This window comes from Aureimonas sp. SK2 (assembly GCF_029813115.1).
Lineage (GTDB): Bacteria > Pseudomonadota > Alphaproteobacteria > Rhizobiales > Rhizobiaceae > Aureimonas.
On the sequence record NZ_JAPZDS010000004.1, the window covers coordinates 83,077 to 100,521 of the forward strand.

Annotated in this window: 15 protein-coding genes; 6 read left to right on the forward strand and 9 right to left on the reverse strand. The window is 69.4% G+C overall.

The window, feature by feature from the left end; all coding sequences use genetic code 11:
• Positions 1–137: 137 nt before the first annotated feature.
• Positions 138–458 carry a hypothetical protein gene (locus tag O5O54_RS06695; protein ID WP_279480008.1) on the forward strand — a complete coding sequence of 107 codons (321 nt, stop codon included), beginning with the start codon at positions 138–140 and terminating at the stop codon, positions 456–458.
• Positions 459–547: 89 nt separating this feature from the next.
• Here O5O54_RS06695 and O5O54_RS06700 read toward each other — a convergent pair whose 3' ends face one another.
• Complete coding sequence (locus tag O5O54_RS06700) at positions 548–1,891, reverse strand: dicarboxylate/amino acid:cation symporter (RefSeq protein ID WP_279480009.1); 1,344 nt, start codon at positions 1,889–1,891, stop codon at positions 548–550.
• 219 nt (positions 1,892–2,110) lie between these two features.
• On the opposite strand from O5O54_RS06700, the gene O5O54_RS06705 reads away from it, so the two are divergent.
• On the forward strand, positions 2,111–3,931 hold the full coding sequence (locus tag O5O54_RS06705) for an ATP-binding protein (protein ID WP_279480010.1): 1,821 nt from the start codon (positions 2,111–2,113) through the stop codon (positions 3,929–3,931).
• A complete protein-coding gene (locus tag O5O54_RS06710) occupies positions 3,928–5,271 on the forward strand; it encodes a sigma-54 dependent transcriptional regulator (protein ID WP_279480012.1) in 1,344 nt (447 codons plus the stop codon). The genes O5O54_RS06705 and O5O54_RS06710 overlap by 4 nt, the downstream gene beginning before the upstream one ends.
• Positions 5,272–5,275: 4 nt before the next feature.
• On the opposite strand, the gene O5O54_RS06715 is transcribed toward O5O54_RS06710, so the two are convergent.
• Positions 5,276–5,527, reverse strand: a complete 252-nt coding sequence (locus O5O54_RS06715) for a hypothetical protein (protein ID WP_279480014.1) — start codon at positions 5,525–5,527, stop codon at positions 5,276–5,278.
• A gap of 167 nt (positions 5,528–5,694) precedes the next feature.
• Between O5O54_RS06715 and O5O54_RS06720 the strand changes: the two genes are divergently transcribed.
• On the forward strand, positions 5,695–5,952 hold the full coding sequence (locus O5O54_RS06720; RefSeq protein WP_279480016.1) for a hypothetical protein: 258 nt from the start codon (positions 5,695–5,697) through the stop codon (positions 5,950–5,952).
• 7 nt (positions 5,953–5,959) lie between these two features.
• On the opposite strand, the gene O5O54_RS06725 is transcribed toward O5O54_RS06720, so the two are convergent.
• The 7 genes from O5O54_RS06725 to O5O54_RS06755 form a co-directional block, all read right to left on the reverse strand.
• Entirely contained in the window at positions 5,960–7,072 is a 1,113-nt protein-coding gene (locus O5O54_RS06725; protein ID WP_279480019.1) for a DUF1513 domain-containing protein, read from the reverse strand.
• Positions 7,073–7,076: 4 nt separating this feature from the next.
• Entirely contained in the window at positions 7,077–8,153 is a 1,077-nt protein-coding gene (locus O5O54_RS06730) for an imelysin family protein (RefSeq protein ID WP_279480022.1), read from the reverse strand.
• Positions 8,153–9,673, reverse strand: coding sequence for a di-heme oxidoredictase family protein (locus tag O5O54_RS06735; protein ID WP_279480023.1), 1,521 nt, complete (start codon positions 9,671–9,673; stop codon positions 8,153–8,155). Before O5O54_RS06735 ends, O5O54_RS06730 begins: the two co-directional genes overlap by 1 nt.
• A gap of 23 nt (positions 9,674–9,696) precedes the next feature.
• Positions 9,697–10,974 (reverse strand): imelysin family protein, encoded by a 1,278-nt coding sequence (locus tag O5O54_RS06740; protein ID WP_279480025.1) that lies wholly within the window; start codon positions 10,972–10,974, stop codon positions 9,697–9,699.
• A 189-nt stretch (positions 10,975–11,163) separates the two neighbouring features.
• Positions 11,164–12,525 (reverse strand): APC family permease, encoded by a 1,362-nt coding sequence (locus O5O54_RS06745; protein WP_279480026.1) that lies wholly within the window; start codon positions 12,523–12,525, stop codon positions 11,164–11,166.
• Between the two features lie 101 nt (positions 12,526–12,626).
• Entirely contained in the window at positions 12,627–13,319 is a 693-nt protein-coding gene (gph, locus tag O5O54_RS06750; protein ID WP_279480028.1) for a phosphoglycolate phosphatase, read from the reverse strand.
• A gap of 3 nt (positions 13,320–13,322) precedes the next feature.
• The gene (locus O5O54_RS06755; RefSeq protein ID WP_279480401.1) at positions 13,323–13,793 is read right to left on the reverse strand and encodes a MaoC family dehydratase; all 471 of its coding nucleotides are present in this window, start codon (positions 13,791–13,793) and stop codon (positions 13,323–13,325) included.
• A gap of 182 nt (positions 13,794–13,975) precedes the next feature.
• On the opposite strand from O5O54_RS06755, the gene O5O54_RS06760 reads away from it, so the two are divergent.
• Positions 13,976–15,751: an N-acetylglutaminylglutamine amidotransferase gene (locus tag O5O54_RS06760; protein ID WP_279480032.1), complete on the forward strand. Its 1,776-nt coding sequence runs from the start codon at positions 13,976–13,978 to the stop codon at positions 15,749–15,751.
• The gene (gene ngg / locus O5O54_RS06765) at positions 15,748–17,445 is read left to right on the forward strand and encodes an N-acetylglutaminylglutamine synthetase (protein WP_279480034.1); all 1,698 of its coding nucleotides are present in this window, start codon (positions 15,748–15,750) and stop codon (positions 17,443–17,445) included. Before O5O54_RS06760 ends, ngg begins: the two co-directional genes overlap by 4 nt.

Here is a 17,445-nt window from a genome sequence, read left to right on the forward strand (position 1 = left end):
ACCAGGGACATCGCAGAACTCCTTGCGTGGAGCTTGCAGCATCCCGGCACGGCGTTAACGAAGAAATGAGACGGGATTTTTCCTCCGCCCTGCCTCGCACTACAGTTAGTGATCGGTAAACGGCAGGAGCGGACGGCATGCGCGGCGAGCGACGGACGGCGACACGGCGGACGACACGGCTTCGGCCGGGCAAGCTCCTCGGCGCGGACGACGCGTTCCTGTGCGACTGCGCCGTGGTCGAACGCTCGCCGGAGGGCGCCCGCATTCGGGCCTTCGCGGCGGTGGAACGCGTGCTTCCCGAAACCCTCACCCTCTACGACGAGGTCGAGACCAAACGCTGGCAGGCGCGGATCGTCTGGGCGCGGGGCGCCGAACTCGGCCTGCGCATCGAGGCGGGGGGCGAGCCCGTCTCCGACGCGGAGCGCCATCGCATCGCCGGCCCCTTCTACGCCGTCTGAAGCGCGGCCGGGATCGCATGTCATGAAACGACGAGGCCCGCCCCGGTCACTCGGGGCGGGCCTTTCGACGCGTCAGGTCGCCTTTGGGTTCACTCGGCGGGAACGGCGTGGGGAACGAAAGCCTCCTCCTCCACGGCCGGCACGCTCTCGCCGGCCAGCACGGCCCGCAGGCGGTCCTGGTCGAGCTCGCCTTCCCAGCGGGCGACGACCAGCGTGGCGACGGCGTTGCCGATGAAGTTGGTGATCGCGCGGCATTCCGACATGAAGCGGTCGACGCCCAGGATCAGCGCCATGCCGGCCACCGGCACGGAGGGCACCACGGAGAGCGTCGCGGCGAGCGTGATGAAGCCCGCGCCCGTGATGCCGGCCGCGCCCTTGGACGAGAGCATGGCGACGAGGAGCAGCAGGATCTGGTCGCCCCAGGACAGGTCGATATTGGTGGCCTGCGCGATGAAGAGGGCCGCCAGCGTCATGTAGATGTTGGTGCCGTCGAGGTTGAACGAGTAGCCCGTGGGGACGACGAGGCCGACCACCGACTTCTTGGCGCCGGCGTTCTCCATCTTCTTCATCAGCGACGGCAGGGCCGCCTCCGAGGACGAGGTGCCGAGGACCAGGAGCAGCTCTTCCTTGATGTAGCGCAGCAGCGCGAAGAGCGAGAAGCCGTTGTAGCGGCAGACGGCGCCGAGCACGACCACGACGAACAGGAACGAGGTGAAGTAGAAGACGCCGATGAGGTAGGCGAGGTTCGCCACCGAGCCGATGCCGTACTTGCCGATTGTGAAGGCCATGGCGCCGAAGGCGCCGATCGGGGCGGCCTTCATCAGGATGCCGACGACCTTGAAGACCGGTGCGGTGAGCGCGTTGAAGAAGTCGGTGACCGGACGGCCCGCCTCGCCGATCATCGCCAGCGCGAGACCGAACAGGATGGCGATGAAGAGAACCTGCAGGATGTCGCCGTCGGCGAAGGCTCCGACCAGCGTCGTCGGGATGATGTTCATCAGGAAGCCGACGATCGACGAATCGTGCGCCTTCTGGGTGTAGGTGGCCACCGCGCCGGCATCCAGCGAGGCCGGATCGATGTTGAGGCCGGCGCCGGGATGGGCGACGTTGGCTACCACGAGGCCGATCACGAGGGCCAGCGTCGAGAAGGTGAGGAAGTAGATCATTGCCTTGCCGACCACGCGGCCGACCTTGGCGAGATCGGTCATGCCGGCGATGCCGGTCACGACGGTCAGGAAGATCACCGGCGCGATGATCATCTTCACCAGCTTGATGAAGGCATCGCCGAGCGGCTTCAGGCTCGCGCCGAACTCGGGGTAGAAGTGGCCGAGCGTGATGCCGGCCGCGATGGCGACCACGACTTGGAAATAGAGCTGGGCGTAGATGGGCTTCTTCTGCACAGGTCCGACCTGTGCCATCGGCATGGCTGCCATGTGTGCCTCCCTGGGTTTGTTCGTTCCTTCCCCGCCGCTCGGCAAAAGCCTGGCGGAAAAGCCTCGCAAACCTCCCAGCAAGTGCCGTGCCAGTTCCGCGCAAAGGTGGCATTCGCCCAGCGCACGGCTCTTCCGACCGACGGCAACGTTGGTGCCGCCGCCGTATCCGTGCGGATTTCCACTCGCCTTCCGGAGGTGTTGTGCGATATTCCGCACGACATGACCCTCCCGCTCACCCTCCCGCGCCACACGGTCTTTCGCCTCGCCTCGGCGGGCGGGCTGGTCGTGCTGGCGGTGATGACCTGGCTGGCCGCGGGCGCCCTGGCCGATCGGGCCACGCTCGAAACCCTCGGTGCGCGCGCCAGAACCTCGCTGCCGCTCGCCATGGCCGTCCTGCGCAGCGAAGTGGATAAGCAGCGGTCCGTGCCGGCCATCCTGTCGGAAGATCCCGACATCCGCGACGTGCTGGCCGCCCCGGCGGCCGCTTCGGTCGACCGGGTGAACAGGAAGCTCGAGGATCTGCGGCGCACGACGGGCGCAACGGTTCTCTACCTCCTCGACGCAGCCGGCCTGACGATCGCCGCGAGCAACTATGCCGAGCCGACCAGCTTCGTCGGTAGCGACTACGCTTTCCGACCGTATTTTACGGAGGCGATGCGGTCGGGCGCGGCCGCCCAGTACGCGCTCGGCACAGTGAGCCGTCGCTCCGGCCTCTACATCACCCGCCGCGTCGACGTCGGCGACCGGGCGCTCGGCGTCGTCGTCCTGAAGGTCGAATTCTCGGCGATCGAACGGGACTGGGCCGCGGGGGGAGACAAGGTCTTCGTCACAGACGCCAACGGGATCGTGCTGGCGACGAGCGAGGCGGACTGGCACTACCGCGCGCTGGCGCCCGTGCCGCCCGATCTTGCCGTGCGGATTCGGGACAGCCTCCAGTTCGGCGCGGCCCCCCTGACGCCGCTCGGCATCGAGCGCCGGTTCGGCACCGTGCGCGCCGCCGCCACTGGCAATTCCGGCCGCTTCGTCGAAGCCGCCGAGCCTCTGGACGATCCACTGCTGGCCTGGACGCTGCACCTTTGGGTTCCGGCCGACGCCGCCCTCGCGCAGGCCCGCCTGTCCTACCGCCTCCAGGCCCTTGCGGGACTGCTGGCGACGGGGACGGGAGGCTTTCTCCTCCTGCGGCGACGCCGCAGCACCCGGCTTCGGCAGGAGGCGCTGCGCGCCGCCTCGCAGGAACTGGAACGACGGGTCGAGGAGCGCACCGGAGAACTGCGCGAAGCCAATCGCCTCCTGGTCGAGGAAAGCGCGACGCGCCAGATGGCCGAGGAACGGGCCGAGGCCCTGCGCCGCAGCCTCGACCAGGCGAACCGCCTCGCCTCGCTCGGGCAGATCACGGCTGGCGTCGCCCACGAGATCAACCAGCCCGTCGCCGCGATCCGCACCTATGCCGAGAATGCCGAGCGCTTCCTGGAGCGGGGCGACGTCGCCACCACGCAGCGCAACCTTCGCAACGTCGTCGGCCTGACGGAGCGGATCGGTCGCATCACCGACACGCTGAAGGGCCACGCACGGCGCGGTACCAACCCGCTGGAGCCGGTCAACCTCGCCGAGGCGGTGGACGGGGCGGTGATGGTCCTGCAGGGGCGGATCGACGCGGCGGGCATACCGATCGCCCGTGACCCCGCCTTGGCGCGCTTCGACGTCCTGGCAGAGCGCGTGCGTCTGGAGCAGGTGCTCGTCAACCTCCTGCAGAACGCACTCGACGCCATGGAGGATCGGAAGGGCGGCCGCATCGAGATCGTGACCGCCGCCGAGGACGGTTGGATCCTGCTGTCAGTCCGCGACACCGGACCCGGCATTCCGCCCGACCGCCTCGCCACGCTCTTCACGCCCTTCTCGACGTCCAAGCCGCGCGGCCTCGGCCTCGGGCTCGTGATCGCCAAGGACATCCTGTCCGAATGGGGCGGCACGCTCGATGCAACGAGCCGGCCCGGCGAGGGTGCCACCTTCACCGCCAGCTTGAGGATCGCGCGCCCATGAGCGACCAGGACATGACCGTCGCCTTCGTGGACGACGATGCGGACCTGCGCGAGGCCGGGGCGCAGGCGCTCGGCCTCGCCGGCTGGACGGCCCTGCCCTTCGCCGATGCGCGCTCGGCGCTGGCGGCGCTCTCGCCCGAATTTCCCGGCGTCCTCGTCACCGACATCCGCATGCCCGGCATGGACGGGCTCGACCTCTTCCGGGCGGTGCGCCGGCTCGACCCCGACCTGCCGGTGATCCTCGTCACGGGCCACGGCGACATCGCCATGGCCGTGGACGCCCTGCGGGAGGGCGCCTACGACTTCATCGCCAAGCCCTATGCCACCGATCGTCTCATGCAGAGCATCGCGCGGGCGGCCGAGAAGCGCCGGCTGGTGCTGGAGAATCGCCGCCTGAAGGCGCTGGCCGAGCGGGGCGGCGACGACCTGCCGCTGATCGGCGAGAGCCCCGCGATGGAGCGCCTGCGCCGGACCCTGCGCCAGATCGCGGACGCGGACGTCGACGTCCTGGTCGAGGGCGAGACGGGGTCGGGCAAGGAAGTGGTGGCGAGCGCCCTCCATCGCTGGAGCCGCCGCGCGGCCAGGCCCTTCGTGGCGCTGAACTGCGGCGCGCTGCCGGAAACGGTGATCGAAAGCGAACTCTTCGGCCATGAGGCCGGCGCCTTCACGGGCGCCGCCAAGCGCCGGGTCGGTCGGATCGAGCATTCCAGCGGCGGCACGCTGTTCCTGGACGAGATCGAATCCATGCCCGCCGCCCTGCAGGTGAAGCTCCTGCGCGTTCTGGAAACGCGCGAGGTGGAACCGCTCGGCACCAACGAGCGTCGGGCGCTCGATCTGCGCGTCGTCGCCGCGGCCAAGGTCGATCTCGGGTCGCCGGAAGCACGGGCCTATTTCCGCGAGGATCTCTTCTATCGGCTCAACGTCGTGACGGTCCGCATTCCGCCGCTGCGCGAGCGCGGCTCGGACGTGCCCCTCCTGTTCTCGCATTTCCTGCGCCGGGCGGCCGAGCGATTCCGGCGCGATCCGCCGGACGTCACGCCCGCGCTCCTCCAGCGCCTGGCCTCGCACACCTGGCCCGGCAACGTTCGCGAACTCACGCACTATGCCGAACGCGTGGCGCTGGGGCTCGACCCGGATACGGAGGCGGACGATACGCCCGTCCCCAGCCTGACGCTGCCCGAGCGCGTCGATCGATTCGAGGCGGAGACCATCCGGCAGGTGCTGGCGGAGAACGCGGGCGACGTGCGACGGACGGTGGAGGCGCTCGGCATTCCCCGCAAGACCTTCTACGACAAGCTGCAGCGGCACGGCATCAGCCGCCGCGACTTTGCCGAAGGCTGATGCCTCAAGCCGCTTGGCGCAGGGTCTCGATCACACGGTTCAGACGATCGCGGCCGGCCTCGGTCAGAACGCCCCGCTCGCCGTCGGGATCGAGGAGGCCCGCTTCCTCCATCTCCCGCACGCCCTCGGCGTCCGCCTTGTGGCCCTTGCCGTCGTCGAGCACGACGCGCGTCACGGTCTCGCCGCTGACCAGCGAGTGGTAGGCCGCGAAGACCAGGATCGACAGGGCGCCGTCGGACAAGGTGGACTGGCTCATTTCAAGGCTCCGTAACGGTTCTGGGTTACCCTCCTGAACAACCCAACCGCGCATCGGCTCCCGCTTGCGGCGAAGTTTCACACCGAGGCCTGACGGCGGCGTGAGATGCCTCGACATGGCCCATCTGTCCGCCTACTTCGAGCCTCGACAAGTGCAGGACGTCGAGCATGAGCAGCCCCGTAGACCCCGAGTTGAGTGCCCTGATCCGCGAAGTCGTCGAAGCCAAGCTGCTCAAGACGGGGTCCGAGGAAAAGCGGATCGCCGAGCAAGTCGCCCGCCAGGGCCTCGCGTCTCTCAGCGCCGCCGAGCGGGACACGTTCGAGCGCCGCGTCCTGCCGATCCTGTCCAAGCCGATCCGCGAGCAGCTCGCCATCGCCTCGATCGTCCAGCGCGGCGGCTACGTGCCGCGCAAGATCGTGTTCTGAGGAGACATCAGCCGAAGGCGAGGATGTGATTGTCCCAGACGACGTCCGCGTGGCTCTGCGGGCGAGCGGTCTCGGGCCAGTGCGCGACCGCGCCTCCTGAACCGGTTGCCAGGAACCCGCCGGCCGAAGCGTCGGGCGCGAGGCCGCAGCCCTCGGCCAGCGGCATCGACGCCACCTCCTGCCCCGAGGCCGCGTCCAGCACGAGGACGCGGTTGCCCCTCGGAGAGGCGAAGGCAATGCGCGCGCCGTCGCGCGAGGCGGCGACCGATCCGACATAGTTGTCGAAGCCGACGAGGCTTTCCTCGCGCCAGGTGACGAGCTCGAGCGCCTCGCCGGGACGGGCGCGGCCGGCCAGCGCCGGCCGGTCGCCCTCCGGACCCTCGTACTGGCAGCCGAACCAGACCGCGCCGCCGACGTCCAGTGCCAGATGCCGGATGGAGAGCTGGTGCAGCGAGGCGGGCAGAACGTGGCGCGACAGAAGCCGCCCGTCGCGCCGGCCGATGAAGACGAGCGAGGGCTCCATGGTCGAGAGGTTCAGCTTCTGGCGGCCGAAGTCGGGATGGGTCTCGATGCCGCCATTGGCGACGACGATCGTCTCGCCGTCGGGCATGAGGAGCGCCTCGTGCGGGTCCATTCCATGGGTCTCGTACTCGCCGATGCGCCGGAAGCCGTCCGTCGCCTCGTAGATGCCGATCAGGCCGCGCGCGGCGTCGAAGTCGTTCTCCGTCGCATAGAGAAGCCGGCCGTCGGGCGAGAAGAAACCGTGGCCGAAGAAGTGGCGATCGGGGCGGGCGGCGATGGTGGTCTCGGGCCGCCCGCTGCGGGCATCGAAGACGAGCGCGAAGGTCGCGGGCCGCCGGGCGAAGACCACGGCGCGGCCCCAATGGGGATCGAAGGTGACGTCGTGGCCGCGGTCCGGCAGGTCCAGCGAGAACAGGATGCGGCCGCGCTCGTCGAACACGGCGCAGGCCGAACCGCCGCCCGGCCGGTCGCAGGCGCTGGCGAACAGGAGGTCCGTTCGCTCCACAGCCTCGGCCACCGAAGGCAGGAGCGAGGACAGGAACGCAGCCCCTGCGGCCTTCAGGAAGGTCCGCCGCTCGATCGGCCGGATCAGCGCCACGGGCTCAGTCTCCGTCCAGCGAGGAGAAGCCGGCGGACAGGCCGAGCGCGGGCGCGACCTCGCCGGACAGAACCGTCTCGACGCCACGAACGGCGATCGCGACCGATTCCAACCGGCTCCGGCCCTCCGGCGTTTCCACGAGGTCCGGCACCGGGCGATCCAGCGAGGCGAGGATCCGCCCCGCCGTCTCGAATTCCAGGCCGATCGACGGTCCCGCCCATTGCGAGGCGGGCGGCAGGAGGGTGAAGAGGCCGCCCTCCGACAGAAGGGTCGAGAGCCCGTCGACATTGGCGGAGAGCGCCGCGCCAGTGAGGCCGGAGCGGCGGAACAGGAAGAGCTGGGGCTTCGGCTCCTCGCCGGGCTTGCCGAGTCCCGGCCGCAGCCGCACGTCGCGCACCAGTTCCAGCCCATGCGCGGCGGCGGCGAAGATCTCCTCCAGCGCCTCCGTGTCGGAGCGGTAGCGCGCGTCGTCCGGACTCGGATGCGTCATGCGGCGGACGATGGGCGCGCCCTCTGCCCATTCGGCTGAGAGGCTCGCGCCCATCTCGGCCATCCGGGTGAGGATCGAGAGGGCGAAGCGGCAGCGGAAATCGCCGGCGCCCGTCTCCAGCGCCTGAGCGCCGTCGCCGTAGAGCAGGTATTCGAGCGCGGTCAGCCCCTGGAGCGCGACGCTCTTCCGTCCGAGCGCGGCCGGGTCGAGCACGGTTGCGTCCTGGCGGCCGAGCGCGTCCTGCACCTGCCGGAGCGCGATGCCGCGCCGGTCGGGCCAGAGCAGCCACCGCTCGATGCGGTTGTCCTCGGCGACGGGCCCGAAGCGGATGGGTTCGATCCGAGCATGAGCGGCCACCAACGCCGCGAAGCCCTCCCGCAGCTGTGCGAGCGCCTCCGGCGAGGGCGCGGCGCAGGCCGCCTCCGCTCGGCCGTGCGCATCTCGTGCGGCCTCGGCCAGCGCCGCGTAGCCCGGCCGGATCACCCGGTCGATCGTGGCGGCCACCACGGCGGCGCGCGAGGGCGCCTCCTGCGCGCCCGCCGGCAGGATCGGAAGAATGAAGGCGATGGCGAGGAAGGCGAAGCGGCGCATCACAGGGACTCCAGAAAGCGGAGAAGAGCGGCGCGGTCGGGCGCGGGCAGCGCGGCGAAAGCGTCGCGCGCCTTGGTCCCCTCCCCGCCGTGCCAGAGGATCGCCTCGGTGAGATTGCGGGCGCGCCCGTCGTGGAGGAACAGCGTATGGCCGCTCACGGTCTGCGTCAGGCCGATGCCCCAGAGCGGGGGCGTGCGCCAGTCCCGAGGACCGGCATCGCCGACCGTAGAGCCGTCGGCCAACCCCTCGCCCATGTCGTGGAGCAGGAAGTCGGAATAGGGCCAGATCAGCTGAAACTGCCGGTGCTTGTCCGGCGCGGCGCGGCTGGTGACGAATTTCGGCGTGTGGCAGGCCGGGCAGCCCGCTTCGTAGAACATCCGCTTGCCGCGCAGGACTTGCGGATCGCCGATATCCCGACGCGCGGGAACGGCGAGGTTCTGCGAGTAGAAGGTGACGAGGGGCAGCACGGGATCGGGCGCCTCGACCTCGCCCAGCCGCGGCTGGACGCCGGACGGGGCGTCGCGGCAGACCATCTGCAGGATCGAGCATTCGCCGAAGGCGTCGGTAACGAGCGGCGTCGAGATGCCGATATCGCCTGAAAAGGCCTCGGCCGTCTGCACCTCGACCGTGGGCGCCGAGGCCTTCCAACCGAAGCGGCCGAGAACGGGCTCGCCCGATTTCGGGTCGCGCACGAGGCTCGGCCGACCGGATACGCCGTCCCCATCGCGGTCGTCCGGGTCGGCCTGCGCCAGGATGTCTTCGGCCGGGATCGCCTCGACCAGGCCCAGCCCGATCATCGGCGGGGCGTTGCGGGGCGAGAGGATCGTGTGGGGACCGAGCGGCCCGTAGCCGAGATCGACGGCGGAATAGGTGGGATGGCGAAGGGAGACCTCCGTCCCGTCGGGCAGGCGGAACGGAACCTCGCGGTAGTCGATCCGCATCCGCCCTTCCGGCTTCAGGCCGGGCACGGCGAAGGTCTGGAGCTGGCCGCCATAGGTCGGGTCGGGCAGGCGCAGCATGGCCCGGTCGGCGAGGCTCCGGCGCTCCTCCTCCGTCTCGGCCGGGCGCGACAGGCGCAGGAACATCGACGTCGCGTCCTCGCCGGCCACCGGCGGATGGCCGCGCCCGTCCTTCAGGTGGCAGCTCTGGCAGGACCGCGCGTTGAAGAGCGGCCCGAGCCCGTCGGACGCGGCGGTGGAGGACGGCGAGGAGACCCAGAGCTTGCGGAACAGGGCGTTGCCGAGCTTGAACCGGTCCTCGCCGGCAAAGCCGACATTGGCGGGGGCCTGAGAGAAGCTGTCGCGGTTGACGAGCTTGCGGCTGGTGCCCGCCCCGCCCTGCATCTCCTCGAACTTTTCCGGCTTCGAGAAGTCGGCGGTCGGCTTCGTCACCGCGCGCACGCGGGCAAGGTCGGTCGGGGTCAGGTCGGTGCGCTCGGGCGCCAGGACGGCGAGCGCCGGGGGCGCGAGGCCCGCCAGCGCGACAAGCCCGAGCAGGAGGGCTCCGCGTAGGGAGCTCATGGCCGTTCTCGGCAGGCCCTAGCCTACTGGAAGACCGCGTCCGTGTTGTCGAGGCTGTCGGAGCCCTCGATGGACACGCCGCCGGCGCCGGTCGCCGCGACGGCGCGCTCGATGGCACGCGTCTGCGCGACCAGCGCGTCGATCGCGGCCTGGACGCGGGCGTTACCGGCCTCGTTGCCCTCGGCGATCTGCTGGTCGTAGGCCTCGCCGTCCTCGGCTGCCGCGACGATCGCGCCCATCGCCTTGACGCTGTCCTCGATGCGCGCGCGCAGTTCCGCGTCGGCGGCCGGGTCCTTGGCGGCGACGAGCGCCGACACGGACGGACCCTCCATCACCGAGCCGTCGAGCCGGACATAGCGGCCGGTATAGACGTTGCGGATGCCGATCACGTCGTTGAAGTGCGAGGCATGGGTGTTGTCGGAGAAGCAGTCGTGCTCCTCCTCCGGGTCGTGCAGGAGGAGGCCGAGCTTCATGCGCTCGCCGGCCAGTTCGCCGTAGGACAGGGAGCCGAGGCCGGTAAAGATCGCAGATACGCCCCTGGCGGGATCGTCCTCGACCACGGCGCGCGCCGCTCCGCCCGAACGCCAGTTTTCGACGATCTCCTCGAGGTCGGCGATGAGGAGGTCGGTCGCAGCATTCAGATATTCGCCGCGCCGGTCGCAGTTGCCGTTGGTGCATTCGGTGCGCGAATAATCGCTGGCGGGCCGTTCGCCGGCGCCCGGCCCGGTGCCGTGGAGGTCCTGCCCCCAGAGGAGGAATTCGATCGCATGGTAGCCGGTCGCGACATTGGCCTCGACGTCGCCCGCCTCCTGCAGCTTGTCGCGCAGGAGCTCGGGCGTGATCTCGCTCGTGTCGACCACCTCGCCGCCGATCGTGATCTGCCGGTTGGCTATGACGTTGGCGACATAGAGCGAGTTGACGTCCGAACCGGTGCCGTAGGACGGGGCGACGTAGTCGATCAGCCCCTCGTCCAGCGGCCAGGCGTTCACCCGGCCCTCCCAGTCGTCGACCACGGGATTGCCGAAGCGGAACGCCTCGGTCTGCTGGTAGGCGGGCCGCGCGGCGCGCCAGGCGATCCGCGCCTTTTCGAGGTTCGCCTGCGTCGGGTTGACGATCAGGGCGTCCGTCGCCTCGTTCAACGCCTTGGCGCCGGTCAGCGCGTCCTCGTAGGTGGCGAGCGCGATGTCGGCATAGGTCCGGACCACGGCCGCCGGATCGGGCGCCTCGGCATGGGCGGGAAAGGCCGCGAGCGCATAGGCCGAAGCGAGCACGCATGCCTTCAACGAACCGGTCGAGATCATTCGCCCCTCCGAGCCGGCCCGCATCTGACACGTTCGTGATCGGGCGCTACGGTCGGGTGAGTAGCCTTCGCGCCTGCGCAAGTCAACGCAAGGACAGGCAAAGGCCAAGTCGAAACGAGGCGGCGGCAAGTAATCTCGAATCGCTCCAATGTAGAACCATTCCAGACAACAGCGGACCGCGCGGCATTCTCAGTTTCCGGCCTCGCTCTCGATGAAGCGGTCGATGCCGCCGGAACGGCCGACGCCGGTGAGGAAATACAGAACCACGATCGCCACGATCAGGCCGATGGCGATGATCGGTGCGGTCCACTCGCCCTGCCCGATGCGCACGACGATGAGCGAGGCGCAGACGAGGGCGCCGAGCGCCGGCACGAAGGACGGCACCTCGAACTGGCCCTTGGCCTCGCCCTTGCGCCGCTGGAGCACGAGCAGCGCGATGTTCACCACCGTGAAGACGATCAGGAGCAGGAGCACGGTGGACGCGGCCAGCGCGCCGATGTCGCCGACCAGCGACAGGAGGATGACGATCGCGAGCAGGGCCGCGATGGAGACATAGGGCGTGCGGCGCGTGGCATGGACGCGTCCGAGCGCCTTCGGCATCAGGCCCTGGCGCGACATGCCGTAGAGGAGGCGCGAGGCCATGACGTAGTTGACGAGCGCGGTATTGGCGACGGCGAAGATGGTGATGCCGGCATAGATACCGGTCGGGAACCAGGGCGCCGCGCGCTCCACCACCAGGGTCAGCGGGCCGGCGACTTCGGCAAGTTCCTGCCAGGGCACGACCGAAACGGCGGTGATGGCAATGCAGATATAGATCACGGTCGCCATCAGCATGGCCGAGATCATGGCGATCGGCATGGTCCGCTCGGGATTCTTCACCTCCTCCGAGACGTTGAGCATGTCCTCGAAGCCGATGAAGGAGAAGAACGTCAGGACGGCCCCTTGGGCGACGAGGAGCATGGCCGACCCGTCCACCGCGCCCTCCCCGCCCGTCGGCAACTCCAGGAGATTGGCGTTGCCCCAGTAGGAGACGCCGACGGCGATGACGAGGATCAGGCCGAAAGCCTCCACGATCGTGCATACGGCGTTGAGCCAAAGCGATTCCGTGATGCCGCGGAAGAGGATGCCGGCCAGGATGACGAGGAAGCCGATGGCGAGCACGCTTTGCGGCGTGTCGATGCCCATGACGCTCGCGAAGTTGCGGGCGACGACGTTGCTCTGCGTCGCGATGGAGGTGAGGCCCGAGCAGACCACTGCGAGGCCCACCGTATAGGACAGGAGCGGGTGGCGATAGGCGCGCTGCGTGACATAGGCGGCCCCGCCGGCGCGCGGGTAGCGCGAGGCAATGGATGCGTAGGACAGGCCGGTCAGGAGCGCGGCCACCATGGACACCATGAAGGCGACCCAGACCGCGCTGCCGAGCTCGCTCGCCGCTTCGCCGATCAGCCCGTAGATGCCCGCGCCCAGCATGGAGCCGAGGCCGAGCAGCGTGACCTGGAACAGCCCGACCGACCGATTGAGCCCCGGTTCACCTGTTGCGTCCGTCGCCATGTCGCCTCGCCGGTCCCCGCGCGGGTGTCGACCCGCCATAACCGGTAGATAACCTCCGATAATGGAACGGCGACGGGAACGCGGCGAATTTCCGGCGAAATTCAGGCCGCCGGAGGGGCGAGGTCCGTGAGGCGGCCTGGGATTTCGTCCAGCCGGTCGAGTACGAGGTCGGCGCCGAGCCCCTCGACGCCAGTGGCGGTATATCCTCCCCGCATCGCGATCACGGCCATGCCCGCGCCTTTGGCGGCTTCCACGTCGTTCTCGGAATCGCCGACGAAGAGGGCCTGGCCCGGCTCGATCCCCAGTTCGCGACAGGCGTGGATCAGAAGATCGGGCGCGGGCTTCTTGCGCGGGCCGGCATCCCCGCCGACCACCACGGCCATGCGGTCGGCGAGACCGAAATGGGCCAGGATGTCGGCGGTCTCGGCGCCCGGCTTGTTGGTGACGACGCCGAGCGGGATGCCGCGCTCGGCGAGAATCCGCACGCAGTCCGTCGCCCCGGCGTTCAGCGTCGTCAGTTCCGTGGCGCGGGCGGAGTAGATCGCAAGGTAGCGCTCGGCGATCTTGTCGCGCGTGGCGAGATCGATCTCCTTGTCGAGCGCCTCGTAGGCCCGGCCGACCAGCACCTGCACACCCTGCCCCACCATGCGGCCGACGGCCTCCAACGTGAAGGGCGGCTCGCCGAGGCTCTCCAGCGTCTGGTTCAGCGCTGCGTGGATGTCGGGCAGCGAGTCCACCAGCGTGCCGTCGAGGTCGAACAGCACCGCACGGGGCCAGGACGGAGTATCACTCATGGGTCAGTTTCCTTCGGTTTCGTCGGCGGGCGGATCGAGCACCGCGAGCGTGATCCAGCGTGCGGTGAGGGCGGGCTTGGGCGCGCCCTCGATCTCGACCGCCGCCTCCCAGGTGGACTGGAGGCTCACCGCGCGCTCCTTGAGCGCCGCGAGCCGGAAGCGGCCGCGCACGCGCGCCCCGCTCTTGACCGGCGTCAGGAAGCGCACCTCGTCGAACCCGTAGTTCACGCCCATGCGGGTGCGCTCCACGCCGGGCATGGCGTCGTAGGCGAGCGTCGAAAGGAGCGACAGGGACAGGAACCCATGCGCGATCGTCCCGCCGAAAGGCGTCTCCGCCCTGGCCCGCTCCGGGTCCACGTGGATGAACTGATGGTCGTTGGTGGCGTCGGCGAAGCGGTCGATCATGCCCTGGTCCACCGTCAGCCAACCGGAGACGAAGGGCTCGCCGTCCAGATAGGCCCGATAGACATCCATCGGCACAAGGCGCCGTCGCAGCGCGTCCTCGTCGTCCCGGCTCACCTGTCGCGTTCCCTTCGAACCATTCCAGGCCGGTCATAGTCGCCCGGCTGCGAACCGCCAAGGGTCGCGCCGGGGTTGCCGCAGCGCAGCGTGGCCTATGTGCAGACGACAGAAGGACGCATAAGAAGGATAGGCCCATGTGCGGCATCTGCGGTGAGATCCGCTTCGACGGCGGTTTCGCCTCCCCCGAGCGCATCGCCGCCATGGGACAATGCCTCAGCCCCCGCGGCCCGGACGGCTCCGGCATGGTCTTGCGCGGGCGCGTCGGCTTCGGACATCGCCGCCTCAAGATCATCGATCTGTCGGAAAAGGCCGCCCAGCCGATGGAGGATCCCGACCTCGGGCTCACCCTCGCCTTCAACGGCTGCATCTACAACTACCCCGAGCTGCGCCGGGAGTTGCAGGACCTCGGCTACCGCTTCTTCTCGCACGGCGACACGGAAGTCATCCTCAAGGCCTACCACGCCTGGGGCCGGGACTGCGTGAAGCGCTTCCACGGCATGTTCGCCTTCGCTGTCCATGAGCGCGAGAGCGGCCGGGTGATGCTGGCGCGCGACCGCTTCGGCATCAAGCCGATGTACCTGTCGCAGACGCCGGAGCGCCTGCTCATCGCGTCCTCCCTCCCCGCGCTGGTCGCGACCGGCGAGGTCGATACGTCCATCGATCCGGCGGCGCTCCACCACTACATGACGTTCCACGCCGTGGTGCCGGCCCCGCTCACCATCCTCAAGGGTGTCCGGAAACTCCCGCCCGCGACGACGCGGATGATCGAGCCGGACGGGCGGTTCGACGACGAGACCTTCTGGTCTCCGCCCTTTGGCCTCGCTCCCGGCGACGAGAACCGTTCGAGCGACGAGTGGCGGGACATGGTGCTCGACGCGCTGCGCCTCGCCGTGAAGCGGCGCATGGTGGCGGACGTGCCGGTGGGCGTGCTCCTGTCGGGCGGCGTCGATTCCTCACTGATCGTGGGGCTGCTCGCCGAGGCCGGGCAGACGGGCCTTTCCACCTTCTCGATCGGCTTCGAGGACGCCAATGGCGAGGTCGGCAACGAGTTCGAATATTCCGACCTCATCGCCCGCCACTACGACACGCGGCATCACAAGATCTTCGTGCCCGGCGACGAACTTCTGACCGAGCTGCCGGGCGCGATCCGCGCCATGTCGGAGCCCATGGTCTCCTACGACAATATCGGCTTCTACCTTCTGTCCCGCGAGGTCTCCAAGCACATCAAGGTCGTCCAGTCCGGCCAGGGCGCGGACGAGATCTTTGCCGGCTACCACTGGTATCCGCCGATGGCCGGGGCGCAGGACCCCTTCGAAACGTACAGGCAAGCCTTCTTCGACCGCAGCCACGAGACGCTTTCCAGCCTGCTCCGCCCGCGCTGGCACGCCGGGCATGACGCGAGCGGCGCCTTCGTGCGCGACCACTTCGCCCTTCCCGGCGCCGATGATCCCGTCGCCAAGGCGCTGCGCATCGACAGTCAGGTCATGCTGGTGGACGACCCGGTCAAGCGCGTCGACAACATGACCATGGCCTGGGGGTTGGAGGCGCGGGTGCCCTTCCTCGACCACGAACTGGCCGAACTCGCCGCCCGCGTGCCGTCTGCCGAGAAGCTCAAGGGCGGCGGCAAGGGCATCCTCAAGGACGTCGCGCGCCTCGTGATCCCGCACGAGGTGATCGACCGCAAGAAGGGCTACTTCCCCGTTCCGCAGCTGAAGTACCTCGCCGGCCCGACGCTCGACATGGTGCGCGACGCGATGGGATCGCAAAAGGCGCAGGAGCGCGGCCTGTTCGAGCCCGCCTGGCTCGACAGGCTGTTCGCCGACCCCGCCTCCCACATCACGCCGCTCCAGGGCTCCGAACTCTGGCAGGCGGCGCTTCTGGAACTCTGGCTGCAGGAGCAGGGCCTATGAATGCCGCCCATCCCAACGCCGTGGTGGATTGCGGCTGGGGCCGCCTCGTCTTCGCCGAGACATTCGCGGAAGCCGCCGAACTCGCGCGCAATCTCGAGGAGGAAGGGCCGGACCGTCGCGACATCGCCTTCCACGTCAGCGACCCGCACGTCCTCCTCGCCCAGGCGCCGCAGGATCTCTTCCTCGACCCGTCCCATACCTACCGGCTCGCGCTGTCGGCCTTGGCCGAGCCCGAGCGCCGACCGCACGGCTTCATCGTGCGCCCGCTGGCTAGGGCCGAGGACACGAGCGCGGTAAACCGCATCTATCGCGCCCGCAACATGGTGCCGGTCGATCCCGACTTCCTCTGGGGCCACCGCGCGGACGAGGTCCTGACCTATCTCGTGGCGGAGGACGAAGCGTCCGGCGCGGTGCTCGGCACGGTCACCGGCGTCCATCACGGCCGCGCCTTCGGCGACCCGGAGCGCGGCTCCTCGCTCTGGTGCCTGGCGATCGACCCGCAGGCCGCTCCGCCCGGCATCGGCGAGGCGCTGGTCCGGGGGCTGGCCGAGCACTACCGCGACGCCGGCTGCGCCTGGATGGACCTCTCGGTGATGCACGACAACGAGCCGGCCATCGCGCTCTATGAGCGGCTCGGCTTCGAGCGGCTGCCGATGTTCGCGGTGAAGCGCCGCAACTCGATCAACGAGCGTCTCTTCACCGGCGCGGCCTCCGTCGAGGAGGAGCTGAATCCCTACGCCCGCATCATCATCGACGAGGCGCGCCGACGCGGCATCCATGTCGAGATCCTCGACGCCAAGGGCGGCTTCTTCCGCCTGACCTATGGCGGCCGAACGCTCCGATGCCGCGAGAGCCTCTCGGAGCTCACCTCCGCCGTCGCCCTCTCCATCTGCGACGACAAGAGCGTCACGCGGCGGCTGGTGGAGGAAGCGGGCGTCGCGGTGCCCGAGCAGATCGTCGCCGGCGACGACGAGGCGGCGATCGAGGCGTTCCTAGCCAGGCACGGGTCGGTCGTGGTGAAACCGGCGCGTGGCGAGCAGGGGCGCGGCATCGCCGTCGGCTTGGAGACGCTCGACCATGTGAAGGCCGCCATAGACATCGCCCGGCGCGAATGCGACCGGGTGCTGGTCGAATCGTGCTTTTCCGGCGAGGACCTGCGTCTCGTCGTCATCGACTTCAAGCTGGTGGCCGCCGCCATCCGTCGCCCGCCCTGCATCACCGGCGACGGGCGCTCCACGGCGCGCGAGCTGATCGAGCGCCTGTCGCGCCGGCGTGCGGCTGCGACATCGGGCGAGTCCAAGGTGCCGCTCGACTCCGAGACCGAGCGCACGCTCCGGGCCGCCGGCTTCGGCTGGGACGACGTGGTGCCGGAAGGGGTGAACGTCACCGTCCGCCGGACGGCCAATCTCCACACAGGCGGCACGATCCACGACGTCACCGACATCGTCCATCCCCGCCTCGTCGAGGCGGCGGTAGCGGCGGCGCGCGCCATCGATATTCCCGTCTGCGGCATCGACTTCATGATCAAGGATGCCCGCGAGGAGGCTTACGTCTTCATCGAGGCGAACGAGCGGCCGGGATTGGCCAATCACGAGCCGCAGCCGACGGCCGAGCGCTTCGTGGACCTCCTGTTCCCGCTCTCCATTCCGGCCTCCGTGCGCACCCTTCGCGCCAAGCGGCGCATCTCCAACTGA